Below are 21,837 nucleotides of genomic sequence, written 5' to 3'. Positions count from 1 at the left end.
ACAAGCGTGATCAGCGGAAGGCCGCAGCCGATCGCCCCTTGGTGCTGCCCACGGCGTAGACCCGCAGCCCGAACTCGTTCGTGAGGCGGGCTTTATGGCTCTGCCACACGGCACCCTGGCGCTGGTCCTCGTCGAAGCCGAACACCACGAGGCGCGGTTCGGTGTCGATTCCAGGCGTTATGGGGGCATCGGCCACCCGGCTGACCAGCGGGTCAAGACGCGAGATGGCCCCGGTCCCGCTGAGCGTCTGACGCAGGCGATCGAGACGAACGAGAGCCCGGCACACCGCCTGGTAGCTGCCCGCCAGCTTGTCGGCATGATGATTGAGCGTTGCGCGGTAGCGGGCGATCTGTTCGGCCACGGGGGGCGTCCGGCCGTTTGCTGCTCGAAGCTCCTTGTTTGTGAAGTGCTTCGCCTCGTGGAAGGTGACGAAGGCAGCACCATCTCGCTCGGTCAGCGCGGCCACGTCGAGACGGTCCTGTCGGTTCTGGGGCGGTCCGGGCACGACCGCATCGGCTGCGTGTCCGATGTCGCCGGGGAGGCCGATGGGCGCACCGCTGAGCGAGATCTCGACGTCGATCACCCTGGGATCTGCCAGCACGAGATCGTGCACGCCGGTCTTCTCCGGTCCGGCCAGGGTCACAGCGGCCCGCAGCATCTCGTCGAGGGTCTGTGGTCCCTCGTACCGGCGCCAGAACGCCGTGTCCGCTTCAAGTCCGAAGGTGGCATCGGCGCGAAGCTCCGCCGCGCCCTGGCGCTGACGCACAAGGTACTTGGCGTGCGTGCTGGCCACCACCCGTCCCTGGCGCTGGCCGATGAGGAACAGGGCGGCACCGCGATGGTAGACGTTGAGATACTCGGCTCGCACTGCCAGCACGAGTTCGCGGTGAGCCAGAACATCGCGCCACCAACCGCCCTCGGGGGCGAGTGCCAACGCTTCGAGGCTGTCGAGAAAGCCGTCGCTCAAACCCCGGTAGCTGGGGATGAGCGAGGTCGGGATCATAGAGGCTGTGGCGGTCGGTGCGGGAGCGGGCATCAGGCGGCCATCTCCCACCACTCGCCGTCGTTCTTCGGCGCCACGTTGGCAAAGTGCTGCTCGTACGCCTCCGGGTGGAACGTGTGGATGGGTACCAGGCGGCGTGGGTTCACGGCCGCGGCAAGCCGCTTCAGGTCGCGGATGCTGGCGTGACCCGAGGTATGGATCTGGGTGAGTGGGATGCCGCGCGTAGCCAGGGCTGCACGAAGATCCTGCCCGCGAGGCTCGTCGAGGTAGCCCGACCATTGCGACCAGATCGCATTTGCCCCGGCCAGGCACCCGGCGCGGTCGAGATCGGAGAGCAGGCTGGCCCGGAACAGCAGGGCGGCGCGAGGTGCGAGCGCGGCAAGCTGTTCGGGAAAGATCCGATTCGCGGAATGCCGGTCGAGGATATCGAAGCGGCCCGATCGTTTGATCTGGACGCGCTGATGCTGGGGTACGTACACGGCCACCTGCGGCCAGTCCGAACGCGGGATGTTCGGGGTGCCGGTGGCAGCAAGCACCTCTGCGGCATAGAGATCGATAATGAGCGTCCGCCCGCTGCGCTTGCACGCCCGGTAAAGCGAGACCATCCGATCGATGTTCTGGGCGGAGGCTGCGACCAGCGCCAAGCCGTCATTCGCGCGCAGGGCGTCTGCGAGGGCCGCCTCAATGTCGGCCTCACTCGGGAAGACCCCATCCGGATCGAGCCGTCCGAAGCTCGACCCCTCCATCAGCATCGCGTCGATGGAGCGCGGCGGGTTGCGCACGAGGCGTTCGAACAAGGCTCCCTTGCGTCCGTGAGCCCGAAGGTCACCGGAATAGAACAGCCGCTGGCCCTCCGCCTCGACTGTGAGAGCGTAGGCGTCAAACCCTGAGTGATCGACGAGGTGCGGCGTGATCGTGAATGGGCCGAGCTGGAGCGGAACGCCGTGCTCCAGCCTGGGCGCAGCTGGCTGTTCGGGCACAGCGTTCGAAGGGGCGCTCGCCGACAGGAAAGCCGGGACCGGCCCCAGCACGAAGGGGGCGGCGGCAAGCCAGATCGCGCGCGTCGCCTCACCCATAACGACAGGCAGTGTTGGTCCGGCCAGATGCGCGAGTCCGACATGGTCGCGGTGACCATGGGACAGGACGAGGCCGACGAGTTCACCCGTGTTGCCGTTGTCGGTGATGTCGGGATGGAGCGATGTATCGCCAGCGTCAGCCCCGAGGGGCAGGCCGAGATCGATGAGCAGGCGGGCGCCGTTCGCGGCAAGCTCAACGCAGGTGCCGCCGATCTCACGCGTCCCGCGATGGATGCGCACCAACATACCAGCCCAAGCCCCCACGCCCGTCTCGTTGGACGGGCACGGCCGAGCTTAAGCGATCAATGATGGCTATAGCCAGTGGTTTCTTGGTCCCCGGAAACTCGGCTGTCAGGCAGATCGCTCACAGCGTCCAGCCCACCGCATTCACGGAATGAGTTGGCTATACGGACAGCGTCAACGCCGCAGGATCGCCTCCGGTCGGTCGACCGTCTCAGGGAGGCTCACAGCATCAGCCGATGGTGCCGGGTAGCGGAAGCGACGCGCCAGGCGGATGAGTTCCTCACCGGTGTTTGTCACCGCCACTGCATGGCAGACAGCGAAGTACACGGCGGTCGCGGTCTCGGCTGCTCCGGGCGGCACGCTCTCGGGACCGAGGTCGAGTTCGTTCACCGCCCATCGACCGGGGGTACCGGCGTCGAGAAGGGCGGGATGCGTCTTGGAACACAGCGCGTAGCTCGTTGCCGTCCCACCTCCACGTCGCGGCGTGCGCCGGTCGTAGGAGCCGCCGGGGTGCTGGGATTGCCAGGACTTCGTCACCACTCGGAACAGGGCTCCGTCGCGGTCGGTGCCAAAAGGGTCCTTCTCCTCGATCGAAAACCACGAGCACATGTCCATGTGACAGCGGCCGGGGATGACTTCGGCCGCTTGGACGGGGGCCACGCCCTTGATGAACCCGAGGAGGATGAGGGCGCCGAGCGCAAGCTGTGAGGTGATACGTCCGGGTTTGAGACAAGCGTGCATACGGGAGATCCGGTGGCTCGATTGCAGGGTGACGCCCTTGGGAAGGAATGCCTGATCCATGTGGCTATAGCCAGTGGTTAGCTAGGCCGTACTCGGCGCTGATCCTGCCCCATGAAGGGGCGGGAATTGGTAGCGTGGAACTTGCGGCGCTTGCGGGTCGAGCGCGGGGTGAGCCAGGAGCGGCTTGCAGCTGATGCTGGCATCGATCGCGCGTATCTCGGTGGGCTGGAACGTCAGGCGGAGAACCCGACCGCGGATTTGCTCGATCGGGTCGCTGGTGTGCTGAACGTGCCCCTTGGTGATCTGTTCGTGGCACCGGCCCCCGGAGAGGCTCCACCGCGGCCGCTACCTGGCGGGCGCCGTCGCTGAACCAGCCTCACCACGGCAGCTGCGGCACGGAAAGCCAGACCTCGTCCTTCTTGGCGCTCGTCCATTCGAGCGAGAATCCGAGTGTCTGCCGCCCTGCATTGGCGAAGACCTCGGCCTCGCACACCCGAGCGGGCAACTGGGTGGTGTCGCGCACGCCGTCGAGGTGATGCTGCATGAAGCCCAGGCGCAGAACCTCGAGGCCGATCGCACGGGCTGCCGGGGCCTGCTCGATCGTCTGCTTGAGAAGCTTGCGGGTGAATGGGCTGTCGCAGGCTGGCAAAACGCCCGGCGTGAGGCCGGCTGAAAGACGGGGTTTCGTGAAGTGAAGCCACAAGGCGCCGGCGCCGATCAGGGTGGCGGTGGCCACCACGAGGAAGGTTCGGATGGGGGAAGGGTGATCGCTCAAGGAGAAGCTCGCTCTGTCGAGGCATCGGACAGCTGAGCTTCACGAAGGACGTCGAGATCGGAACATCGCTTTTGGACGAGTTGCCGAATGCAGCGACCGCTGTGCGCCAGGAGCGGACCCCAGTGCACCGCCCGAAACCGGACACTCACTTCAGGTAGACTACCTTCCGGTGTCGACCCTTCTCGGGCGTTCGGAAGATCTGCTTGCTGGCAGTTCAATTGGTCCCAAATGCCTAGGTCTGCCGATGCGCCGCGCCACCTTCAGCGCGAGGCAGGCTCGGCTGTGTTCGTCGATCAGTGTCAGGACGCGCACCATGGCGCTGCGCTCGCGCTCGCGATTCTGCTACACCAGATGAACCGTCAGACAATCGCCAGCCCCAAGGGGCTACTTCCACCAACATGGCGGTTCGCACGGAGAAGGGCGAGCTTGATCTCAAACGATCCTACTATGGGATGCGCGGTCGGCTGAGCGCGGAGCTGACGATGTGAATTGACCCGACGAAGGAGCCCGAATGACGTCGTCTACGCCAAATCCAGGCCGCTGTATCTACACCGGCAAGTCGCTCGTGCCCGGGGACGAGAAGCTGAAGCCATCGCACGAGCACATCGTGCCCCTGGCGCTTGGCGGCTCGAATGGCCTCACCACCGATGACGTCTCGGCCGATGCCAATGCGCGGGCCGGGAAGGAGATCGATGACGCGGTTGCGAGCCTCCTCCCCTATCTGACGCTCCGCCACCGGTACGGGCTGAAGGGCAACCGCCAAACGATCCCCAGCGTCGTGCTGAAAGGGCAGTTTGAGGAAGGCTCAACTGCGCACGCAACGATGGAGATCAGCGCCGGCGCCGACGTGACATTCACATTCCAGAAGGAGCAGACCGTCGCCGGCACGGTCGCCACAGGGGGGCAGCTCGTCTCCTTCGACACAACGGAGGAGCGAACCCGTTTCCTCTTACAGAAGAGGTTGGAGCAGGCTCGTGCGCGGAACCTCAAGATCTTCACGCCCTTTGGGCAGGTCAAAGATGAAGAAGACATCGAGATCGCGTTGATGCTTGCGGACCGCGCCGATCAAGGAAGGTTCAAGGCTTCTCTATCCATCGATGTTGCGGCGATTCAGTTTGCCGTGGCGAAGCTGATGACCAAGATCGCGCTCGCGCTCGGCCACCGCGTACTGGGTCCGGAGTGGACATTCAGCGGGAGCGGAGATCTCTTGCGGGAAGGACTGTGGACCCCGCTAGGCGCTAAGCCACCTGCGATCAAAGGCACGCTAACGGCGCAAATCGAGCAGAGCTTAGGCCCGATCCTGCACGTCAAGGCCGATCATCATGTCCTGGCAGTCCTGCCTGCAGGCACCAAAACGGTGGCTATCATCGCTTTGTTCGGCGGCGAGCTTGGCATTGCGACGATCGACCTTGGCATCGATACGATGGCAAGATTTCTCAATGGCGAAGATGCGGCGCGGGGCGGCTGCGTGTTTGCGATCCCGCTGCATAGCGAGGTCGGGAAACGACGACTCGAAAGCCGTACGCTCCAAGAAGTTGCAGATGCTGCTGCAGCGGCGGGCCAGACTTAGAAAGCGCAGTTCAGTACTAGCCTTTTCGCTTTTTTGCGCCCTGAAAAGCTGACAGACGGGAAGCCGCAATCTACCGGCTTCACTCGGCATAGCTCCGACGATCCTTGTAGCGGATGACCGACACCGGGCATCTCCTGATGTTGCTGGGTGCGCTGCAAACCGCCGGAAATGAATGTCTGGTGTTTTCAGTAACAGTCAAAGCTACCTTATGATTTGCGGTATCTGCATGTTTGAAGGTGACGGACCGCAGGTTTCAGATGAAATAATCGCCAATGTCAGCTTTCACGCCGTCGGCCAATGTCCGGTCTCCACCCAACCCGGTCTTTGACCCTGGCCGCGCGATTGTCGGACAGTGAGCATCACGGGTAAGGTGCCGCGCTTCCACGGCTACGGCCGCGTGCCTACATATCCCTCGTGCCCGTTCTCCTAGCGCTTGGCGCCGCCCTCCTGTTCGGTCTGGTGTTCGGCCCCCAGTGGTGGGTGCGCCGGGCAATGCAGCAACACGCCAACGAGCGGACGGACTTGCCCGGGACCGGCGGCGAGCTCGCCCGCCATCTGCTCGACCTGGCACGGCTGGAGCACGTCCTCGTCGAGGTCGCGCCTGCCGACCACTACGATCCGGTCGCGAACGTGGTGCGACTGTCGCCGGGGAATCATGATGGCCGCTCGATCACGGCGGTCGCGGTCGCGGCGCACGAGGTCGCCCATGCGCTCCAGCACGCGGCGGGAGACCGGCTCCTCGCGGCGCGGGTGAGGTTCGCCCCGATCGTGCAGGGCTTCGAGTTCGCCGCGGCCGTGGTGATGATGACCGCGCCCGTGGTGCTCGCCTTCGTCCATTCGCCTGCCCTTCTCGCACTGCAGGTAGGTATCGGCATCGCGCTCCTTGGCGTTCGCGTTCTGTTTCACTTTCTGACGCTGCCCGTTGAACTTGATGCGAGCTTTCGCCGGGCCCTGCCCATCCTAGAGACGGGTCGCTACCTCGACGCCAGCGACATGCCCGGTGCCCGCACCGTTCTGCGCGCCGCCGCTCTTACTTACGTGGCCTCGTCACTAGTTGCGCTAGTGAATATTGCCCGCTATCGGCGGCTTCTGCCGTTTTAAAACCTCCGGGGCGAGCGCCGGATTTTCCAGTCGCGCTTACTGGGAAGCGCACCATCTCTTTCCGGTTAGACCTAATTCGCTGCTTGGGACCCTTATGGGCCGGCGGGGAACTGGGTGCGGCGGCCTGCGGGTAAGCCGCCGCGATGTTCGCTAAATGTCGGTCTGCTCGGACATGACCAGCGCGTCGTCTGCCTCGATACCGAGGTAGCGCACCGTGCTCTCCAGCTTGGTGTGGCCGAGCAGCAGCTGACAGGCACGTAGGTTGCCTGTCCGCCGGTAGATGAGTGGGACCTTCGTCCGACGCAGGCTGTGGGTGCCGTACCCTGCCGGGTCGAAGCCTATCAGCGCTACCCATTCGTCGACGAGCCGACCATACTGGCGCGTCGTCAGGTGCTCGCCCGGGCGGCTGCGACTCGGGAACAGCCAATCACTCGCACGAAGTCCCCGCAGCTTAAGCCAGGCAGAGAGCGTCTCACGGGTGGTCTCGGTTAGCTCGAACGGGACGGGTCGGCCCGTCTTCTGCTGGACGATGGTAGTGCGCAGGCGGACGCCGTCGCCGAGGTGGACGTCTGACACGCGCAAGCGGACGAGATCGCAGCCACGCAGTTTGCTGTCGATGGCGGTGTTGAACAGGGCGAGGTCGCGAGTGCGGCCCTCGTGCTGCAGTCGGGTGCGGATCGCCCAGATGTGCCTGGGCTTGAACGGGGGTTTGGGACCAACGAGACGGCCAAGGTTCCACGGTCGGCGAGTTGTGTCGGTCGTTGAAGGCATGATGGGACTCCGTTTTCGAGGAGCCATCAGCATCTCACCCAAACCGCAATCCGAACGCGTCATAGCTCTGTGCTACTACCAGACCTTGTCCTTCGGCCCGGAAGCAGACCTTCGGTTCGGCGCTCAATCCAAACAGGTTGTTCGCTACCTCAGCTCCAGGCGCCGGCGAAGCTCGGAAAGCCTTGTATCCGCTGCCGTTTCGGGAGCTTGAGCAAGCCCTTCGAGCGAATGCTCGATTCGGTAGGGCCACAGCGACGCATCCTCGCCGAGGACTGCCCAGAGCAGGTCGAGAAGGGGGCCTGGGTGGTCGTGCGCCGGCGTTCTCTCGCCGTTGGCGTTCCCGGTATCCAAGCGCAGTGTCGCATCCCGCATCGGCACCAGCCGCGGCAGGATCAACGCGACGACCCTCGGCATGAGATCGCCACTCACGAGCGCGAAGTTCGCCAACTGGCTGGACATCTCGGGCGTATGCAGGGCCCGTTGCTTCGGCCAAACCCGCTCGAAGAAGGGCCCCACCTTGTCTCGCCAGGGCGCCTCGGGCTCCGTACACCATCGTTCAAGTTGCCATAGCAGCCGTCGGCGGAATTCGTTGCTGGCATGGATTAGGGTCTCGCGCAGCTCATCGTCCAGGACGAGAGGCGTGCCGTCATCGTCGGTGCTGCCCCAACCGGCGAGCAGGAAACCCGCAACTATCGTGGCCCTGTCCATTTGATCGCTACCGCCGTCAAGGATTGCGCGCTTCAGCAAAGCTTTCTTGACCAGTCCGTAGAGCGGACGCGGCGGTACATGAGCGGCCCAGAGCAGACCCTCCCAGAGTGCGTCGCTATCCGGGCCGTCGTCGTCCACGAGCCGAAGCATCCACCCCTCGGTCCAATCCCGATCAATGGTGAAGAGCCAGGTGACCTGATATCCAAGCATGACCAGCGCGTGCCGGCGTAAGTCACCGGGTAGTGCCAGGAGGTCGTCGAGCCGAGTTTTCCAATAGGACGGGAAGCCCGCGCCGTGTTTCAGCTCTTTCGTCGCGGGATCCTTTATCGCCAAGCCGTACAGCTTGCCGACTGGGGCATTCAGCGCCTCCATCGCCCAGGACCGATGCACCCTGCGCCGACCATCCCCATCTTCCAGGCGGAGGGCGGCCATCAAGGCCCGCCACAGACCGGGTAGAGCATTCGCCACATCCTCGAAGAAGCGCTCCCCTACCGCCTCCATCCATACGGAAACTGGGTAGGCGATCTCGTGGAGCCTCGATGGCGGCAGGGTACACAAACGTGCCGCGATCGAGCGGACCAGGCGAGGCGGGTCCGAGGGCCGGTTCTCTGTCCCTAGGAAGGCGGACCAGGCCCATCTGGGTGCCTCGCCGGAGCGGGCGGCATGGGCAAGGGCGGCGAGAGCTCGGACGGGCTTCGAAGCGGCAAGGCCTCGGAACGGATCGCGCTCGGTCCGCTCCGCGAAGTTTGTTTCCCGAAGCTCCGCCGACCGGCGCAGAATGTCGCCAATGGGGACTCCGTCAAGAGGATCCGGCCCTATGTCGCGTTCGATGGAGAACACCTGCGGCTCATTCGAGTCGGCCGCCCTGTCTCCCGCCTGCGTCGTCCACTGTGGCGCCGCGAGCCGTTGCGCGTCCATTGCCCCGCCCACGTCGAAGTTGAACGTCACCCCCTGAGTGGACAGCCAATGCAACCGATTCAGCCGGTCGTACGCCGCCAGCTCGACTTCTCTGCCTGGCACGGTGGTGTCCCATGAGTAGGAGCCCCGTAGGAGACGCTCTTCGATGATGCTTCGGTCGGCGTCCGAAAGGTCCCGCCAGCGGTCGCGCAGGGCATACAGGAAGTCGCGCTCGTGAGTGGAACCCCAGAACGCTCGATCCGGCAGCGATCTAAAGACGGCGCCCGCCGTCCTTCCGTCCAGCAGGCCCGCGCCCGCTGCCCAGATGCGGAGCCGCGCGAAGACGTATTCGTCGCGGGTCGGCCAGGAACGGAGCTGCTCCCTCGCCGCCTCAGGATCGACGGTTGCCAGACGGGCCATCAGTCTCTGAAAGCGCACGATAGGCCCCGTGATGCCGTAGCTGTCGTCCGAGGGATCTGGGCCGCCATCCGATCCGCGGCTGGTCTGCATATGCAGGCGGTCCGTCCCGGAGATCTCCCCCTCGAGAGCAATCGATAGATCGAGATTGCCCCGAAAGCACGAGACCGCGTACGCAAGCCATGTATCGGGAATATCGATGCCCTCGTGAGGGTGCGGATAATCGACGTCGACGTGGATGACGTTTTCGGTTTGATCCTCAGGATTCCACGCCATTGGGTGCGGGAGGCCGTAGGCCGCCCGCGCCGTAAGCCGCGGGCGATAGAGGGCGGCAAGCTCCCGTACCAGCGAGGCGTTCCACCCCTCCTGTTTCGCCCGGCGTTCGATGTCGTACTTCAGCATCATCGGGTCGGGCCTTCGATCGGCCCGAGCAGCGATCAGCATTCGCCAACCGCGCAGGATGGGCGGGGGAAAGCGCTCTCCGTCGTGCAGCAGGGCGTTCTCGATACCTTCCAGCACCGCCGGATGCAGCCCCGGCTGGTGCGCTGCCCACCATAGGGCAATGGGCTGGTGCGCCACTTGTCGGAGCCACACCCCGATCCCCTGCAGCCGGGGCGGCAAGTCGGCATTGAACTCGCCAGTTCGCTTTGGGAGCGAAACGACGGAGCTTCGCACACCTTGCTCGCGGTCGAGGGTGTTCGATCGAAAGAGGTCAATGGCGTTCGCAGGTACCGGCCGTTCGCGCCGGAAGTTTTCCGGGTCCGGTGGCGGCGGAGGCGGATCGTCATCGAGGCCGAGCGCATCGAAGGGGTCGAAGGGTGGCTCGCCGTTGTCGGCCGAGATGCTCACCCCCGGGCGCGCGTAGCGCTGCGAAGGATCGGCGACGAGAAGCCATTCCGCATTCAATGGCTTTGCCGCTAAAACGATGCGGCGAACGCCTTCGGCGGTCGAAAGAACGTGAGCGACCTGCCCACGCTCATGGGGCAGCAGCCCCTTAGGCCCGGAAGCCGCCCTGGCGAACGTCGCTTCGTGCCATCCCCGCCCATCGCGGGCGCGTGCTGCCCAGGCCCCCAGAGTTTCCCAAAGGCCTCCGAAGTCGTCAAAAGGGATCGCCTGGACGCCGCGGTGCTCCCAGAGCGCCACGGCGGAACGCTCGTCGCCATGCTGAAGCGCGTAGAGCCGATTACGGGTGCCGGCCCTTAGGTTGAGCCCTTCCAGTAGGTACTGCACCGGCGGGTCATCGGCGGTGTAGCCGACGAATAGGATCTGAAACCGCGACAGCAGCGCTTGGATGAACCGCGTCGCCCAACCAAGCGAGAGATAGGCTCGCCCAAAGTCGGCGCTGGAGACAACGAACTCGTCGTCCTGAGCCGTCCGGTAGCCCTCGTCAACGCGGCCATGCAGGTGCACGACGCCCCGGAAATCGCGGTCGCTACGCGGATCCGGCAAGTTCGGTGGCCCGGAGCTGAGCAGGGTCGGATCACACGACTCGAACAGGAGGTCGAAATTCGTCGTCACGAGACGGGTTGTGCCGCGGGCAGTCGCAAGGTCAAGCAGTGCGCGATGGGCGCCTAGGCCGGCATCGGGGCGCGGTCGGATAGCTTCCGACACGGCCGCACGTACGTCGGTAATTTCGAACTCACGCTCGAGAAGGCCGAATACCCGGTCGGTCGCCACGAGGCCTCCTACGCCCGGCATGGGAGCCAGGTCGAGCGCCTTTTCGAGCAGGAGGCGGGCTCTGCTGTCCTTCGCGGCGCCGAGAAGGCGGATCACCTCGCGTCCGAGCCCGGCGAAGCTCGGCAAGCCCGCCTCTTGCTGGCTTACCCCGGCGCCGCAGAAGAGGATGACGTCGCCGGCATCCCGCGCGATGAGTAGCTCGTCGGGGATGGAAGGGCCGTTTGCCGTAAATCGCATGGGTTCGACACATAACGCAGCGGCGATGATCTTGCAGCTTGGTCGAAGCAAACACGTCGCTTTCTGCCAGGCCCAGGCATTCGAGGCTAACCGAGTCGCCCGCAAGCAGACCTTCCGGATGGCAGAGAAGGGTCAATTTCTACCGTTGCCCCGGCGGGAAACCATGATTCAGGTCGGCCATTAGGACGCGCAGGTAAAGGCCGGGAAACGTATACGCGTCGTCCGGGTGCGGCTCGCTGGCGGCGATCAGTACCGCGAGTTTGAGGCGCAGATCTGAGATCTGCTCCGCAGGCGAGATGAGAGCCGCGGACGCCAAGTCGGCAATCTCGTCGGCCAGACTGGCCGCGGATGCCTGCGCTGAGATGAAGGAAGGCTCTGGATCGGCCGAGGAGACGATAGAATCCGCGAGTTGGTCGAACGCGGCGAGTGCCCTGGCTTGACGCTCGCGAGCGGCGAGGAGTGCGATGAAGGCGCGCCCCACCGCCGTAGCATCGGCAGGCCGGGCTGATCGGGGTAGAAGCTCTGCCGCCAGGGTGAGCAGGACGCGGTGGGACATGGACGGTATCCTATTCACGCCGCTGCGCCAATTTTGACCGCCTCATGCCCGCTGATGCTGCATCGTATGTCCCCGTCAGCATCGACACGGAAGGTAGATAGATAGGCTGCTGCTCGCCCAGCAAGGCTCGCAGCTGTTGCCAAGGCGCGGGGATCAGCCCGTAGGAGTGGCAGCCAGTTGGCGCAGTAGGCCGCGTGATCGAGATGCGGCGTGCGGGCGAGACGGAGATCCGCCGAGATGAAAGCGGCGCCGATCTCGGCAACAAGTTCTTCGGCCGCGTAGGTACGATCGCCAAAACGAGTGCTCAGATTACGCGCCAGGCGATGGGGAGCACCCGTCCAGTGTACCAATTCGTGGGCAACCGTCGCGGCATAACCGGTTGTGGTGTGAAACGCGGAGCGATCCGGCAGGCGGATGTTGTCGGTCGCCGGCGTGTAAGCGGCTCTCGTGCCGCCCGGGATGATTACAGCACCGGTCACCGCGATGAAGTCGGCAAGGATCTGCTCGGCGGCCGCGTCCAGATCGACGCAGGGGGACGCATGATCCGCACCCGCTTGATCAGGAGCGTCATCGACCTGGGCGGCGTTGAAGACGTGGGAGGCACGGGCGACGAAGCGGGGACCGTGCTGATCTGCGTCCACGCCCCCGTACGCGTCGGGGGGCAGATCCTTGTAGAAGATGACCGGGGTGCCACGTTCGGCCTTTCGGACCTGAGCGCCGAGTGCCGCCCATTGCCGGTAGGTTGCCCAGCGCGGATCGGCGTAGCCCTGTGCCTGCGCCGTTGCCCAGAGGACGAGGACGTTGAGCCCGCGGTAGCGCCGGCCGGTGAGCGCGTTGACGGGAAGCGGGTTGGTCCCGTGCCAGGGTGGGGACCACGAAGCGGGGTCGGCGGTCTCGATCTGGGCGAGGATGATGGCGGTGAGACGGGCGTAGGGATCGGTGGGCATGAAAGTTGAGGTTCTCCCGGCGACCGCTGGGCGGGGTGCGGACTGGTCGGAAGCAGCTTCACGGCGAGGGGTGCGATCTAGACAGAATCAACCGCACTCGGCCGGGCCTAAAACATCTTTGATCCTAGAAACCGACGCCCGACAAACCGGAAACGGCTGACCCATACACATAAAATTGGTTATGTTTTAGAGTGACTTATACGAAGCTGCTGTCCAGCGCCGTTCCCGTTCTGTGTGTGGAGGACCGGCGGGGCCGAATCTTCCGCCGCCCGGACGAGCGGGTCGAGGCGGGAGGCCGAGCCGGGCCCGCCGACCTCCTGACTGCCAGGTGCGGATCAGAACCACTTGCCATTCATGGTTACCATGGTACCAAGTTGGAACGATTTGGAAGCCTAAGGAAGGACGTGATCATGGCAAGCGACCGGAGCGCTCCGCAGGTCAGCAACGTCATCTTCGAGGGGCCTGCCGGAACAGGCAAGACGACCAAAGCGAAGGAGGTCGCCGTTCGCATAATAGAAGGGGACGCGGCGCCGACCGATTTAGCGGGGATCAGCGAGCGCTACCGGCACCTCGTGCAGGAGGGCCGGATCATCGCGCCGACCCTCCATCCCACCTACGCGTATGCTGACTGGATTGAGGGTTTCCGGCCCGGGACCGACTCGGGCGGGAATTTGATATGGAAGATCAAGCCTGGGATCTTCTTGGAGGCGGTTCGCGCCTGCGGGACCTTAACCCCCGGACTGGCGCGGCACTTCAAGCGTGGCGAGGTCATCGTCAGCAGCACTGGCGCCAGTTTCACGGTTGATCAGGTCGAGGGTTCCCGTGTGATCCTGAAGCGGCACGATCAGCGAAAGAATCAGCGCAGCGATCGTGACGAGGTCGCCTTCTCCGATGTGCAGAACTGCATCGAGCAGAGCGTCGGCCCGCAAGAGCTCTCCTATTCCGGTGCGACCGAGGAAACGCGAGAGAAAAGAGCGAACGTTGCCGCCCGACTTGGATGGTCAACACCTAAGATGACGAGTACCGGCGGGCTACGTGCCGTCTTGGAATCCGTCCTGGCAAAACAGACCTCGGGAAGTGGCGAGCCCGGTCCCATTGTGCTTGTCGTCGACGAAATCAACCGCGCGGATCCGGGGCGGCTCTGGGGAGAGCTCATCACTATCCTTGAACCCAGCAAAAGGGCTGGCCAGCCCGAGTGGCAGGAGGTGCAGCTGCAATACTCCAGGGAAAGGCTATCACTTCCGGCGAACCTGCACATCATCGGCACGATGAACAGCGCGGATAGATCGATCGCGCAGTTCGACGTCGCCTATAGACGTCGATTTGACTTTATTTGGGTCGGTCCTGAGGAGAGCCGCATCGAGATGTTGGGCGGCGTGGACTTGCAGGCCCTGCTGCGGCGAGTGAATCAGTACATCCGGAGGCAGCTCGGCAAGAACCGGCAGATCGGGCACTCCGAACTCATGGCACATAAGCTCGCCGCCCGTCGCGAGGAGCACGCCTGGACGATTCAGCCGGATGGCGAGTTGCGCGCTGTGGCCTATACGCTGCGTGCCTGGCTTCTTCCGCTGCTGCGGGATGTCTTCGGTGGCGATCTGCATAAGGTCAGATCCGCCCTCGGCAAATGGGGTGGGCTGGTCGAGGTCATTGAGGACGATCTCGAGGAAGAAGCCGACAGCCTTTGGGCCGACGAAGCGGAGCTCCTCGACGATACGGGGGCGTGGTGGGATCCGCTCACCACGGATTGGGACGCCGAGCGCGTGAAGGCAACCCTGCACGTCGGTGCCGGTCCGGCTGGAGCGATCGCGGCATGACCATGCGTCGGATCCAGGTTCGGGAGTATGAGGAGGTACCCCTAACCGACGTCCCACGTCCGGCCAGAGTGCGGGATGCCCTTCTGGCTGCGACTGCCGGTCTTAGGGAAGCCGTGTTCAGGATCGACCGGAAGGGACACCTCTGGTCGACTGGGTTCGTGGGCATCGTCGAGGCCGCAGGCGTCACGATTGAGATGTTGCCAAGGTCGATGGCGGGTCGAAATGATGAGGATGCCGACGCGGCATTCATGCTGAACCTGCTCACAGCTGCGCGTCTCGTTCCCCGGCGAATGTGGCATTTAGGGCGGGTCGCCCTGGGATCGGTACCACTGTTCGAAACGGTGATCCGCGCTGCTGCCGTGGAGCTTCAAGGAGTATTGCACGAACACGGTCCACCACGGCGCTTCCACGAAGTTGAGGAAGAGATGACCACCATCCTGGGTTCCATCGACATGGTCCGCGCGATGCGTCAGCTGCCCCCTGAGAGGAACCGAGTGCCCATCCGGCATGCCCCATTGCAGGCCGATAACCCGCTCGCGCGTCTTATGCTGAGCCTTGCGGAGCACCTGCAACGATGCACCAAATCACGCCGCAGCGCCGCCCTCCTTGCAAACGCGGCGGATCAGCTCTCTGCCGCTCAGAGATGCCAGTTGAGTCCGCGGCTTGTAGAGCTGTCGGAGCCGGTCATCGACGTGGAAGACCACTGGCGCCCGCTCTACGATCTGGCTTCGGGCCTTGCGCGAGGCGTCAACCCCAATCCCACGAGAGCGGGGTCGACAGCCACCAACGTGCTGATCTTCGCGCTCGATGATATCTTCGAGAAGATTATGCGACGGGCGATCCCGTACGCCCTATTGGGCACTGGCCTTGGACTTGCAGCTAGTACTCCGAAACGATACATGTTGCGGGACACCGAGACTGGGATGTACCGCCTCAGGCTTCGACCCGACTTCCTCATATTGGACTGCGATGACCCGGTGCTCGTCGCCGATGCCAAGTGGAAACACCTGACACTCGACAGGAACGGTCTCTCCCTATCGCGCGAGGATGTCTTCCAAATAACGGCATATATGAATCGCTACGGCTTGCGGGATGGGGTGTTGCTTTTCCCAGCCGATACTCGGACGCGCAGGGTTGTGGGGGCAGCTTGGAACCGTGATCTCGCAGTCGAGGGATCAACTGCGATCATCAAGGCCCTGGCGATTGATGCTCATGCGCTTGTTTCGCCGGAGCGTGTGCAGCGTGATCGAGCCATGGTGCAGTTGCGCGACGCCCTGACCTGGGCGCGCGGAACCCACCAGCAGGTGGCCTGATGATTACCACCGTCCCAGCTCCGTGCCGAACTCATGCACGGTGTCGGGACGGTGTCGCTTTCGTCAACGCGCGACGCGTCCGGTTCGGTGCCGTGCGGCCGGCTGCTCCTGAAGCGCGAGGGTCGCGGCGATACGGGTGGCGAGCATGTTGCCAAGCAGTGGCGGCACCGCATTTCCAATCATGCGGAATGTGTCCGTGAGAGCCTGTCCGGCAAACGAGAACCAGTCCGGGAACGACTGAACCCGGGCCGCCTCGCGCGCGGACAGCGTCCGAGGGGAGAATGGGTGCACGTAGCCGTAGCTGTCCTTGCCCATGTGCGCGACGATTGTCTTGCAGGGCCTGGTTGCATCCAGCCGGGCCAGCCAGTCCCCATGATTCCCGTCGCGCTTTGCGAGATAGGTCTCGGACAGCAGATGATGGTGTGAGTCCATCCTCGCGCCGATCTGCTCTAGCAACATGCGAAGGGGTAGCGATCCATCGATCCGGCTGAGCAGCTCTTTCAGAGCGGGTCGTCCTCCGGCGTACCCGAGGTTAGCGAGGGACTTGTCATCCGTGCTCCCAAGCGCTGTAAGGGCCAGCCGGATATCGGACAAAGTTTCGGATTCGCCGCTGCGATAATCCATCCACCGCTTGCCGGGGCCGAGGAGTGAGAAGAACTCTGCATCGTCGAGCCTCGGGGCGCGAGCAACATGACTGTCAACGGTCGTTGGTACGCTTCCGTCGGGCCTTGGCTGCCTAACCCACCGCAGAAAGGTTAGTGCCGCCTGACTACCGGACCCGTTGACCTCGCCCACCGGGCACTCGTCGGACATGCCTCCGCGCTTCGTCGCGTCTCCGCCAGCCATCCTGGGATCGGGGAGACCAGCTAGCGCAGCGGCGAGAGGAACCTCCCCGGACGAAGGCAGTTGCAGACACCGCTCCGCGAACTCAGTTCGCTTGGCACCTGCACTTCCCCCGGAGTTCTGGTCCAGGGTTCCACACATGAAAAAGCGCTGGCGCGTCTGTGGGATCCCGTGCCTTGAAGCATCCAGTGTCCGGGACGACACCGAGTACGCGACCCGCCCGGATGAGAGCTCCCTGATGGCTTCCGCTAGCACCTCAGTTGCGCTGAACTCGCGGCTTCCAGACCTGACGACACTCTGGAAGTGCTGCACGTTCTCGAAGAGGAACGTCGCCGGGCGAAGGGCGCTGACGAAGAGTAGGTATTGCTGGAAGAGAAGGTTCCGGGCGTCCACGGCGTCATCGTCGCCATGAACATGCACGCTGGCTTCCCGTAGGCTGCGGATCTTCCCCCGGCCGATCCGGCTGAAACCCTGACAGGGCGGGCCGCCGAGCAGCACCGATACCGGAAAGGTCGAGTGGTAGAGAGCCTCCACCTCCGCGGCGAAGCGCTCGTCGCCGAAGAGGTCGGCACGAAGTGCCGAACGGGCGGCGCGCCAGTCGCACCAGGCCTTCCTCACCTCGCGCATCGCAGCGGACTGGAGGAAGCTTACGAACGTCGTAATGCGGCGGGCGGACGATGTCAGCTGACCGCGCCCCGACGAAGATGTCCTCGCGGAAAGTCTAGTCACCGCTAAGTCCCACTCCGCCTCGGCCTTCTGGACGAGATCAGCAGGCGTAACCAATCCGATGGCCAGGCTCCCGCCAGCGTTGCCCAGCTCACTGGCCCACAGGATGGAAGGCAGGCGAGGATCCCTCGTGCCAGTGGGGGGAAGCTTCAGGGCCTCGTGAAACCCGAGGACCGATGTCTGCTGCAGGCACTGCCGGTCGAGTGTGCTGTAGCCCCTGAGAAATGTGGCCGATCCGCGGGCCTTCCGCAGGGCCTCAACGAAGGACCGGTCGATGGTTGTGATCCGGGACCGGAAGCAAGAGAAGGCGCCATCGCACATGGCGTGGAGACGCTGCATCACCGATGGCGCTCCCTGCACGCCAGAAACGTGCTCTAGGTAGAATGCCAGGACCTCGGCCTCATTCAGAAACTCGGTTAGATCGACTTGCCTGGCGGCCTCGGCACCCGTGTGACCGAGCTTGCGCAGGTTCTCGTTCATCACGGCGACTGGCGCCGCCTGGTTGTCGAGGGCCAGAACGGTCCTGAACCAGCGTCCATCGTCCAAAAGGTCGAACCCGAGACTTAGGCCACCGCATCCAGAGAACACATCGACGACCAGATGGGGGGAGGAGGGCGGCGGCGGCAACGGGAGGTCAGCCGTGGGAACGACTGACATCTCGACCTGCTCGTCCGGAAAGAGGGCGAAGACCTTGCGGGGACCCGTGCGTCCCTGAAGCCAGCTCCGGTACTTCGCGACCGAGTCGCTGCGGACATGCTCGCCTGCCAGGTGCCTCTGGAGGGTCGGCAGCCCGACACCGATGGCCTCGGCCGCCTGCCGTAGCGGGAGGCGCCTCTTCTCGATGGCCTCGGCGACAAGGCGCATCAACTCGTGGGTCCCGTCCCGGTCGTTCGGCTGCGTCATTCTCATCCGTCCAGTCTATCCCATGAGTGGTAACGAGTCCCTGAGCGCGGATGACGGCGCGTCACCCATCCACCGCCTGGGTCCCCGGAGGTCCGAGGAAGCCCACTAGGCGCTCCTCCAGTGCGGGCGGGTCGGACAGCTGGCACTCCCAAAGCACCAGCGTGTCCCAACCCAGCTCCACGAGGCGCCGGACGTTCCGCTCATCGCGCGCCACATTGGCTCCGAGCTTTTGGCTCCAAAACTCCGTACGGGTGCGTGGGAGCACCGCGTTCCGGCAGGCGGGATCCGGATGGCGGTGCCAGAAGCACCCACGGACGTCGATGACTTTCCGACGCGACGGAAAAACGATGTCGGGTCGGCCGGGGAGATCCCGGCGATGAAGGCGGTAACGGTAGCCCATCGCGTGAAGCACGGAGCGGACGATCCGCTCCGGCTTCGTGTTTGCGCTCCTTACTGAGGCCATCATGCGCCTCCGGGCGTCGGGCACATCCGGGACGGGTGACCTGCTCATCTCGATGACTCCAAGGTGATGCCTGGCGACGGCTAGCAATTGTCGCGGATGGTGCGTCGGGGGCGTCGGATCCGCACTGTTACCCGTTCCTGTGTGGCAGATTCACGGATGGTGGCGGCTTATTGCGGTCTCGACGCATTGTTCACGATGGCAGTCGACGGTCGCGCCGAGCTCATCATGCAGCTGGTCCAGCCGGACCGTGCGCCTGTTGGGCTGGGTACACGGCATGATAAAACCCGCGGGGATGCCAGCAGTGATCGCTAGTGCAGAGAGGCAGTCAGAACGTACACGTCAGAGGAGAATTTCCGATGCAACGACAGACGCTTAGCGATACGCCTTTGAAACGTCCGTCCGTGTCAGCGCACTCGGGTCCGGGCTGGCGGGGTTACTGACGGAGGGTACGGCCAAGCCGAACACGTTGCCATCTCGTACTCTGCCTTCCCCACCGACGCGTTCTGGCACGTGATCCTTCCACGAATGAGATATTTCAAGGTGAAATTCCAAGAATACTTCCTGAAATTACTGCTCCTGGATCTTGTGGGAGAGTGCAGCAGGATGTCCCCTGGCGGTGCAAATGCGCAACACTGGCGATGAGCACATCCAAGATGCTGCAATTCAAGCGAAATCGCGGCGGTGAGAGGCGAAGGTATACCCCTGGGCGAACTGACGAAGTGAAAAGATGCTTCCCAGGGTTCCAGTAGCCCATTCCGCTCGGAACAGGCACGCTTTATAAAGTCCGTCAATCTAGGGTCGCAGGCACAAGTTCGGTACCGGTCCGGAACGCCTCAGGCCGGTCAGCGGGGCGCACTGAGCGAGCATGTCGATCGTTTTGCTTCTCGACGAAGGTGCCGTCAGACAGATGAATCCGCTGTTCAAGATGGCGGTGGTTAACGGCGTACGTTCGGTCGTCGAGGCCAGCATCCGTAAGAACATCGATCTTGATGCCCGGGATCAAAGGGGTGTCACGGTGCTGATGCTAGCCGCCGCCAGGGGACATAGCACAATCTGTCGCCTGCTGCTCGAGGCGGGGGCGGACCCCGACATTCGCGACCGAGACGGGCGAAATGCCGCCGAGCACGCCACCCTGGGCAAGCATACGGCTGCGTACCTAATGATCGCCGAGGCAAAGGCAAGGCAGCTCTCGCAGAGTCCGGCCCCACCGGACGTCGGCACCCCTTATCTGCTACTGGAAAACCATGATCCGTCCGGGAGTCCCGCTCCGAATAGGGTCGTGGTGCAGGGGGCTCACTCCCTTGCCTACAAGGCGGATCCGGAACCGGAGGATGACCGTATCCCATGGGCCCCCACACCCTGGGAGGCGGACGCTGAGCCCGCTCGGCCCGAGCAGGATGTAGGCGCGCTCCGATCTGCAACGACCGACAGCCTCAGGATTTCACTCCATCGCCCGCGGACCGAGGGGCAGGACTGGTCGGGGATATCCCTGAGCCTCCCCCCGGCACCTTCTCGCGCCCGGGACGCGCACGATGCGGAGCTCGAGCCGCTGCTGCGCCGGCGCCTCGGCGGTATCCTGCTGCAGGGGATGCGGAGTGGGGTCGTCCACCCGTCCCGAATCTCGGCTGCGGTTGGCGCCCATCCGGCGCCCGCGATTCTCGCGGCGGCACTGACGACGACCCTCTCGGACATGGGCGTCGGAGTCGATTGTGACTACCCCGACCTATGGTCCCCGATCAGCAGCCTGACGCCCCATGAGCGTCAGCGCGTAAATCAGGCGCTCGCTTCAATCGCGCTGCAGGTCGCGGAGGGACCGGATGAGATCGCGCGCCTTCGTGACGAGCTCGAGCGATGGAGCCTGCTGTCGAGGGCGGACGAGGTGATTTACGGACGACAGATCCGGGAGGGCCTCCAGGGCGCCCTGTCCATCGCGGCACGAACGACGACACTGCTTACCCGGATCATGCTCGACTGCGGGGACGCCATTGAGGGGCACCTGCCGGCCGGCGACCTGCTGGACCTAGACGAGGACGACCCCTGGGACCGCGACGACGACGCGGATGTGGCGGATGCCGAGGCAAGCGGGGACGACTCCGATCTGCCCGAGCACCTTAGGACGCTCTCCGTGAGAATGCGTGCCCTCCGGCTGGCCTTCGCTGAGATGCAGGGGACCGGGGGACCCGGGAGTGATCCCATCCTCGCGCGCAGCACCGCCAGGTTGTTGGACGAATGCGGATTCTCGACGTCGTTCCTTCGGACGCTCTCAGAGCTGGAGCCGGCCGACCGGCACGATGCCCGGCTGATGGAGGAGTACCGCGCCGCGCTGGGGCGGATGGATCATGCAAGGGAGTGCATGATCCTCAGCAACATGAAGCTCGTCATCTGGCAGGCGAAGAAATACAAGCCGGCTTCTATGACGCTAGCCGACCTCGTGCAGGAAGGCTCGGTTGGGCTGATGAAGGCCGTGTCGAGATTCGACCCGTTCCGCGGCTTCCGGTTTGCCACGTACGCACTTTGGTGGATCCGCCAGTCCATGACGCGTGCGATCGCGGACAAGGATCGGCTGATCAGGCTGCCGGTGCACGCCCTCGAGCATCACCGGAGGATCCAGTGGCGGCTGAACCGCGGCGAGAGTTTCGGGTCACTCACCGGTGCGGGTGTCGCCGCGGACCTCTCCATCTCGCCGCAGGTCGCGAGGGGGATGCTCGACGTCTTCTTCGACGCCGAGTGCGCTGGCGGCATGGATGAGATGGCCGGGGTCGTTCCCCTTGTCGGCGACAGCGATCCGCTTCAACATCTGGAGGCTAAGGAGCTCAGGAGGGAGGTTGGGCTCCTCCTCGGCGAGCTGGAGCCCCGGCATAGGGACATCCTGAACCGTCGATTCGGCCTGATCGACGACATCGATCAGACACTCGAGGAGGTGGGCCAGCTCTACGGGGTCACCCGCGAGCGGATCCGCCAGATTGAGGCGAAGGCGCTGGCAAAACTCACTTACCGCGCACGTGAACGCCGACTGTTGATGTTCCTGCGATGAGCCGTCTCCCCCCCGAGCGGAT

General features: G+C 64.2%; 16 protein-coding genes. 6 read left to right on the top strand and 10 right to left on the bottom strand.

Annotated elements, in window-relative coordinates; genetic code table 11:
* Window positions 1-10: 10 nt before the first annotated feature.
* From ASG60_RS06320 to ASG60_RS06310, 3 genes are all read right to left on the bottom strand, one after another.
* Window positions 11-1,036 (bottom strand): hypothetical protein, encoded by a 1,026-nt coding sequence (locus tag ASG60_RS06320; RefSeq protein ID WP_244476586.1) that lies wholly within the window; start codon window positions 1,034-1,036, stop codon window positions 11-13.
* Window positions 1,036-2,325 (bottom strand): MBL fold metallo-hydrolase, encoded by a 1,290-nt coding sequence (locus tag ASG60_RS06315; protein ID WP_056384535.1) that lies wholly within the window; start codon window positions 2,323-2,325, stop codon window positions 1,036-1,038. The genes ASG60_RS06320 and ASG60_RS06315 overlap by 1 nt, the downstream gene beginning before the upstream one ends.
* A 171-nt stretch (window positions 2,326-2,496) precedes the next feature.
* The gene (locus ASG60_RS06310) at window positions 2,497-3,123 is read right to left on the bottom strand and encodes a hypothetical protein (protein WP_056384534.1); all 627 of its coding nucleotides are present in this window, start codon (window positions 3,121-3,123) and stop codon (window positions 2,497-2,499) included.
* A gap of 51 nt (window positions 3,124-3,174) precedes the next feature.
* Between ASG60_RS06310 and ASG60_RS21830 the strand changes: the two genes are divergently transcribed.
* A complete protein-coding gene (locus ASG60_RS21830) occupies window positions 3,175-3,432 on the top strand; it encodes a helix-turn-helix transcriptional regulator (protein ID WP_082531634.1) in 258 nt (85 codons plus the stop codon).
* Between the two features lie 7 nt (window positions 3,433-3,439).
* Here ASG60_RS21830 and ASG60_RS06305 read toward each other — a convergent pair whose 3' ends face one another.
* Window positions 3,440-3,799 carry a hypothetical protein gene (locus ASG60_RS06305; RefSeq protein WP_156398819.1) on the bottom strand — a complete coding sequence of 120 codons (360 nt, stop codon included), beginning with the start codon at window positions 3,797-3,799 and terminating at the stop codon, window positions 3,440-3,442.
* 550 nt (window positions 3,800-4,349) lie between these two features.
* On the opposite strand from ASG60_RS06305, the gene ASG60_RS06300 reads away from it, so the two are divergent.
* Together ASG60_RS06300 and ASG60_RS06295 are read left to right on the top strand one after the other, a co-directional pair.
* Complete coding sequence (locus ASG60_RS06300; RefSeq protein ID WP_056384532.1) at window positions 4,350-5,408, top strand: hypothetical protein; 1,059 nt, start codon at window positions 4,350-4,352, stop codon at window positions 5,406-5,408.
* A 414-nt stretch (window positions 5,409-5,822) separates the two neighbouring features.
* Window positions 5,823-6,509, top strand: a complete 687-nt coding sequence (locus ASG60_RS06295; protein ID WP_056384531.1) for a zinc metallopeptidase — start codon at window positions 5,823-5,825, stop codon at window positions 6,507-6,509.
* Between the two features lie 150 nt (window positions 6,510-6,659).
* Here the strand turns inward: ASG60_RS06295 and ASG60_RS06290 are convergent, their stop codons facing one another.
* From ASG60_RS06290 to ASG60_RS06275, 4 genes are all read right to left on the bottom strand, one after another.
* A complete protein-coding gene (locus ASG60_RS06290) occupies window positions 6,660-7,280 on the bottom strand; it encodes a tyrosine-type recombinase/integrase (protein WP_056384530.1) in 621 nt (206 codons plus the stop codon).
* 144 nt (window positions 7,281-7,424) lie between these two features.
* Entirely contained in the window at window positions 7,425-11,216 is a 3,792-nt protein-coding gene (locus ASG60_RS06285; protein ID WP_056384529.1) for an SIR2 family protein, read from the bottom strand.
* A 139-nt stretch (window positions 11,217-11,355) separates the two neighbouring features.
* Window positions 11,356-11,772, bottom strand: a complete 417-nt coding sequence (locus ASG60_RS06280; protein WP_056384528.1) for a hypothetical protein — start codon at window positions 11,770-11,772, stop codon at window positions 11,356-11,358.
* Between the two features lie 14 nt (window positions 11,773-11,786).
* Window positions 11,787-12,719: a zincin-like metallopeptidase domain-containing protein gene (locus ASG60_RS06275; RefSeq protein WP_082531633.1), complete on the bottom strand. Its 933-nt coding sequence runs from the start codon at window positions 12,717-12,719 to the stop codon at window positions 11,787-11,789.
* A gap of 410 nt (window positions 12,720-13,129) precedes the next feature.
* On the opposite strand from ASG60_RS06275, the gene ASG60_RS06270 reads away from it, so the two are divergent.
* A complete protein-coding gene (locus ASG60_RS06270) occupies window positions 13,130-14,533 on the top strand; it encodes an AAA family ATPase (protein ID WP_056384527.1) in 1,404 nt (467 codons plus the stop codon).
* 158 nt (window positions 14,534-14,691) lie between these two features.
* Entirely contained in the window at window positions 14,692-15,846 is a 1,155-nt protein-coding gene (locus tag ASG60_RS06265; protein WP_162244776.1) for a hypothetical protein, read from the top strand.
* Between the two features lie 63 nt (window positions 15,847-15,909).
* Here ASG60_RS06265 and ASG60_RS06260 read toward each other — a convergent pair whose 3' ends face one another.
* Together ASG60_RS06260 and ASG60_RS06255 are read right to left on the bottom strand one after the other, a co-directional pair.
* Window positions 15,910-18,318 carry a DNA cytosine methyltransferase gene (locus ASG60_RS06260; RefSeq protein WP_162244775.1) on the bottom strand — a complete coding sequence of 803 codons (2,409 nt, stop codon included), beginning with the start codon at window positions 18,316-18,318 and terminating at the stop codon, window positions 15,910-15,912.
* 61 nt (window positions 18,319-18,379) lie between these two features.
* Window positions 18,380-18,829: a very short patch repair endonuclease gene (locus tag ASG60_RS06255; RefSeq protein ID WP_082531638.1), complete on the bottom strand. Its 450-nt coding sequence runs from the start codon at window positions 18,827-18,829 to the stop codon at window positions 18,380-18,382.
* 817 nt (window positions 18,830-19,646) lie between these two features.
* Here ASG60_RS06255 and ASG60_RS06250 point away from each other — a divergent pair.
* On the top strand, window positions 19,647-21,815 hold the full coding sequence (locus ASG60_RS06250; protein ID WP_056384524.1) for a sigma-70 family RNA polymerase sigma factor: 2,169 nt from the start codon (window positions 19,647-19,649) through the stop codon (window positions 21,813-21,815).
* Window positions 21,816-21,837: the final 22 nt, after the last annotated feature.

The organism is Methylobacterium sp. Leaf469 (assembly GCF_001424745.1).
GTDB lineage: Bacteria > Pseudomonadota > Alphaproteobacteria > Rhizobiales > Beijerinckiaceae > Methylobacterium.
The sequence above is the reverse complement of the archived record's forward strand: the minus strand, read 5'-3'. Positions and strand labels throughout refer to the sequence as shown.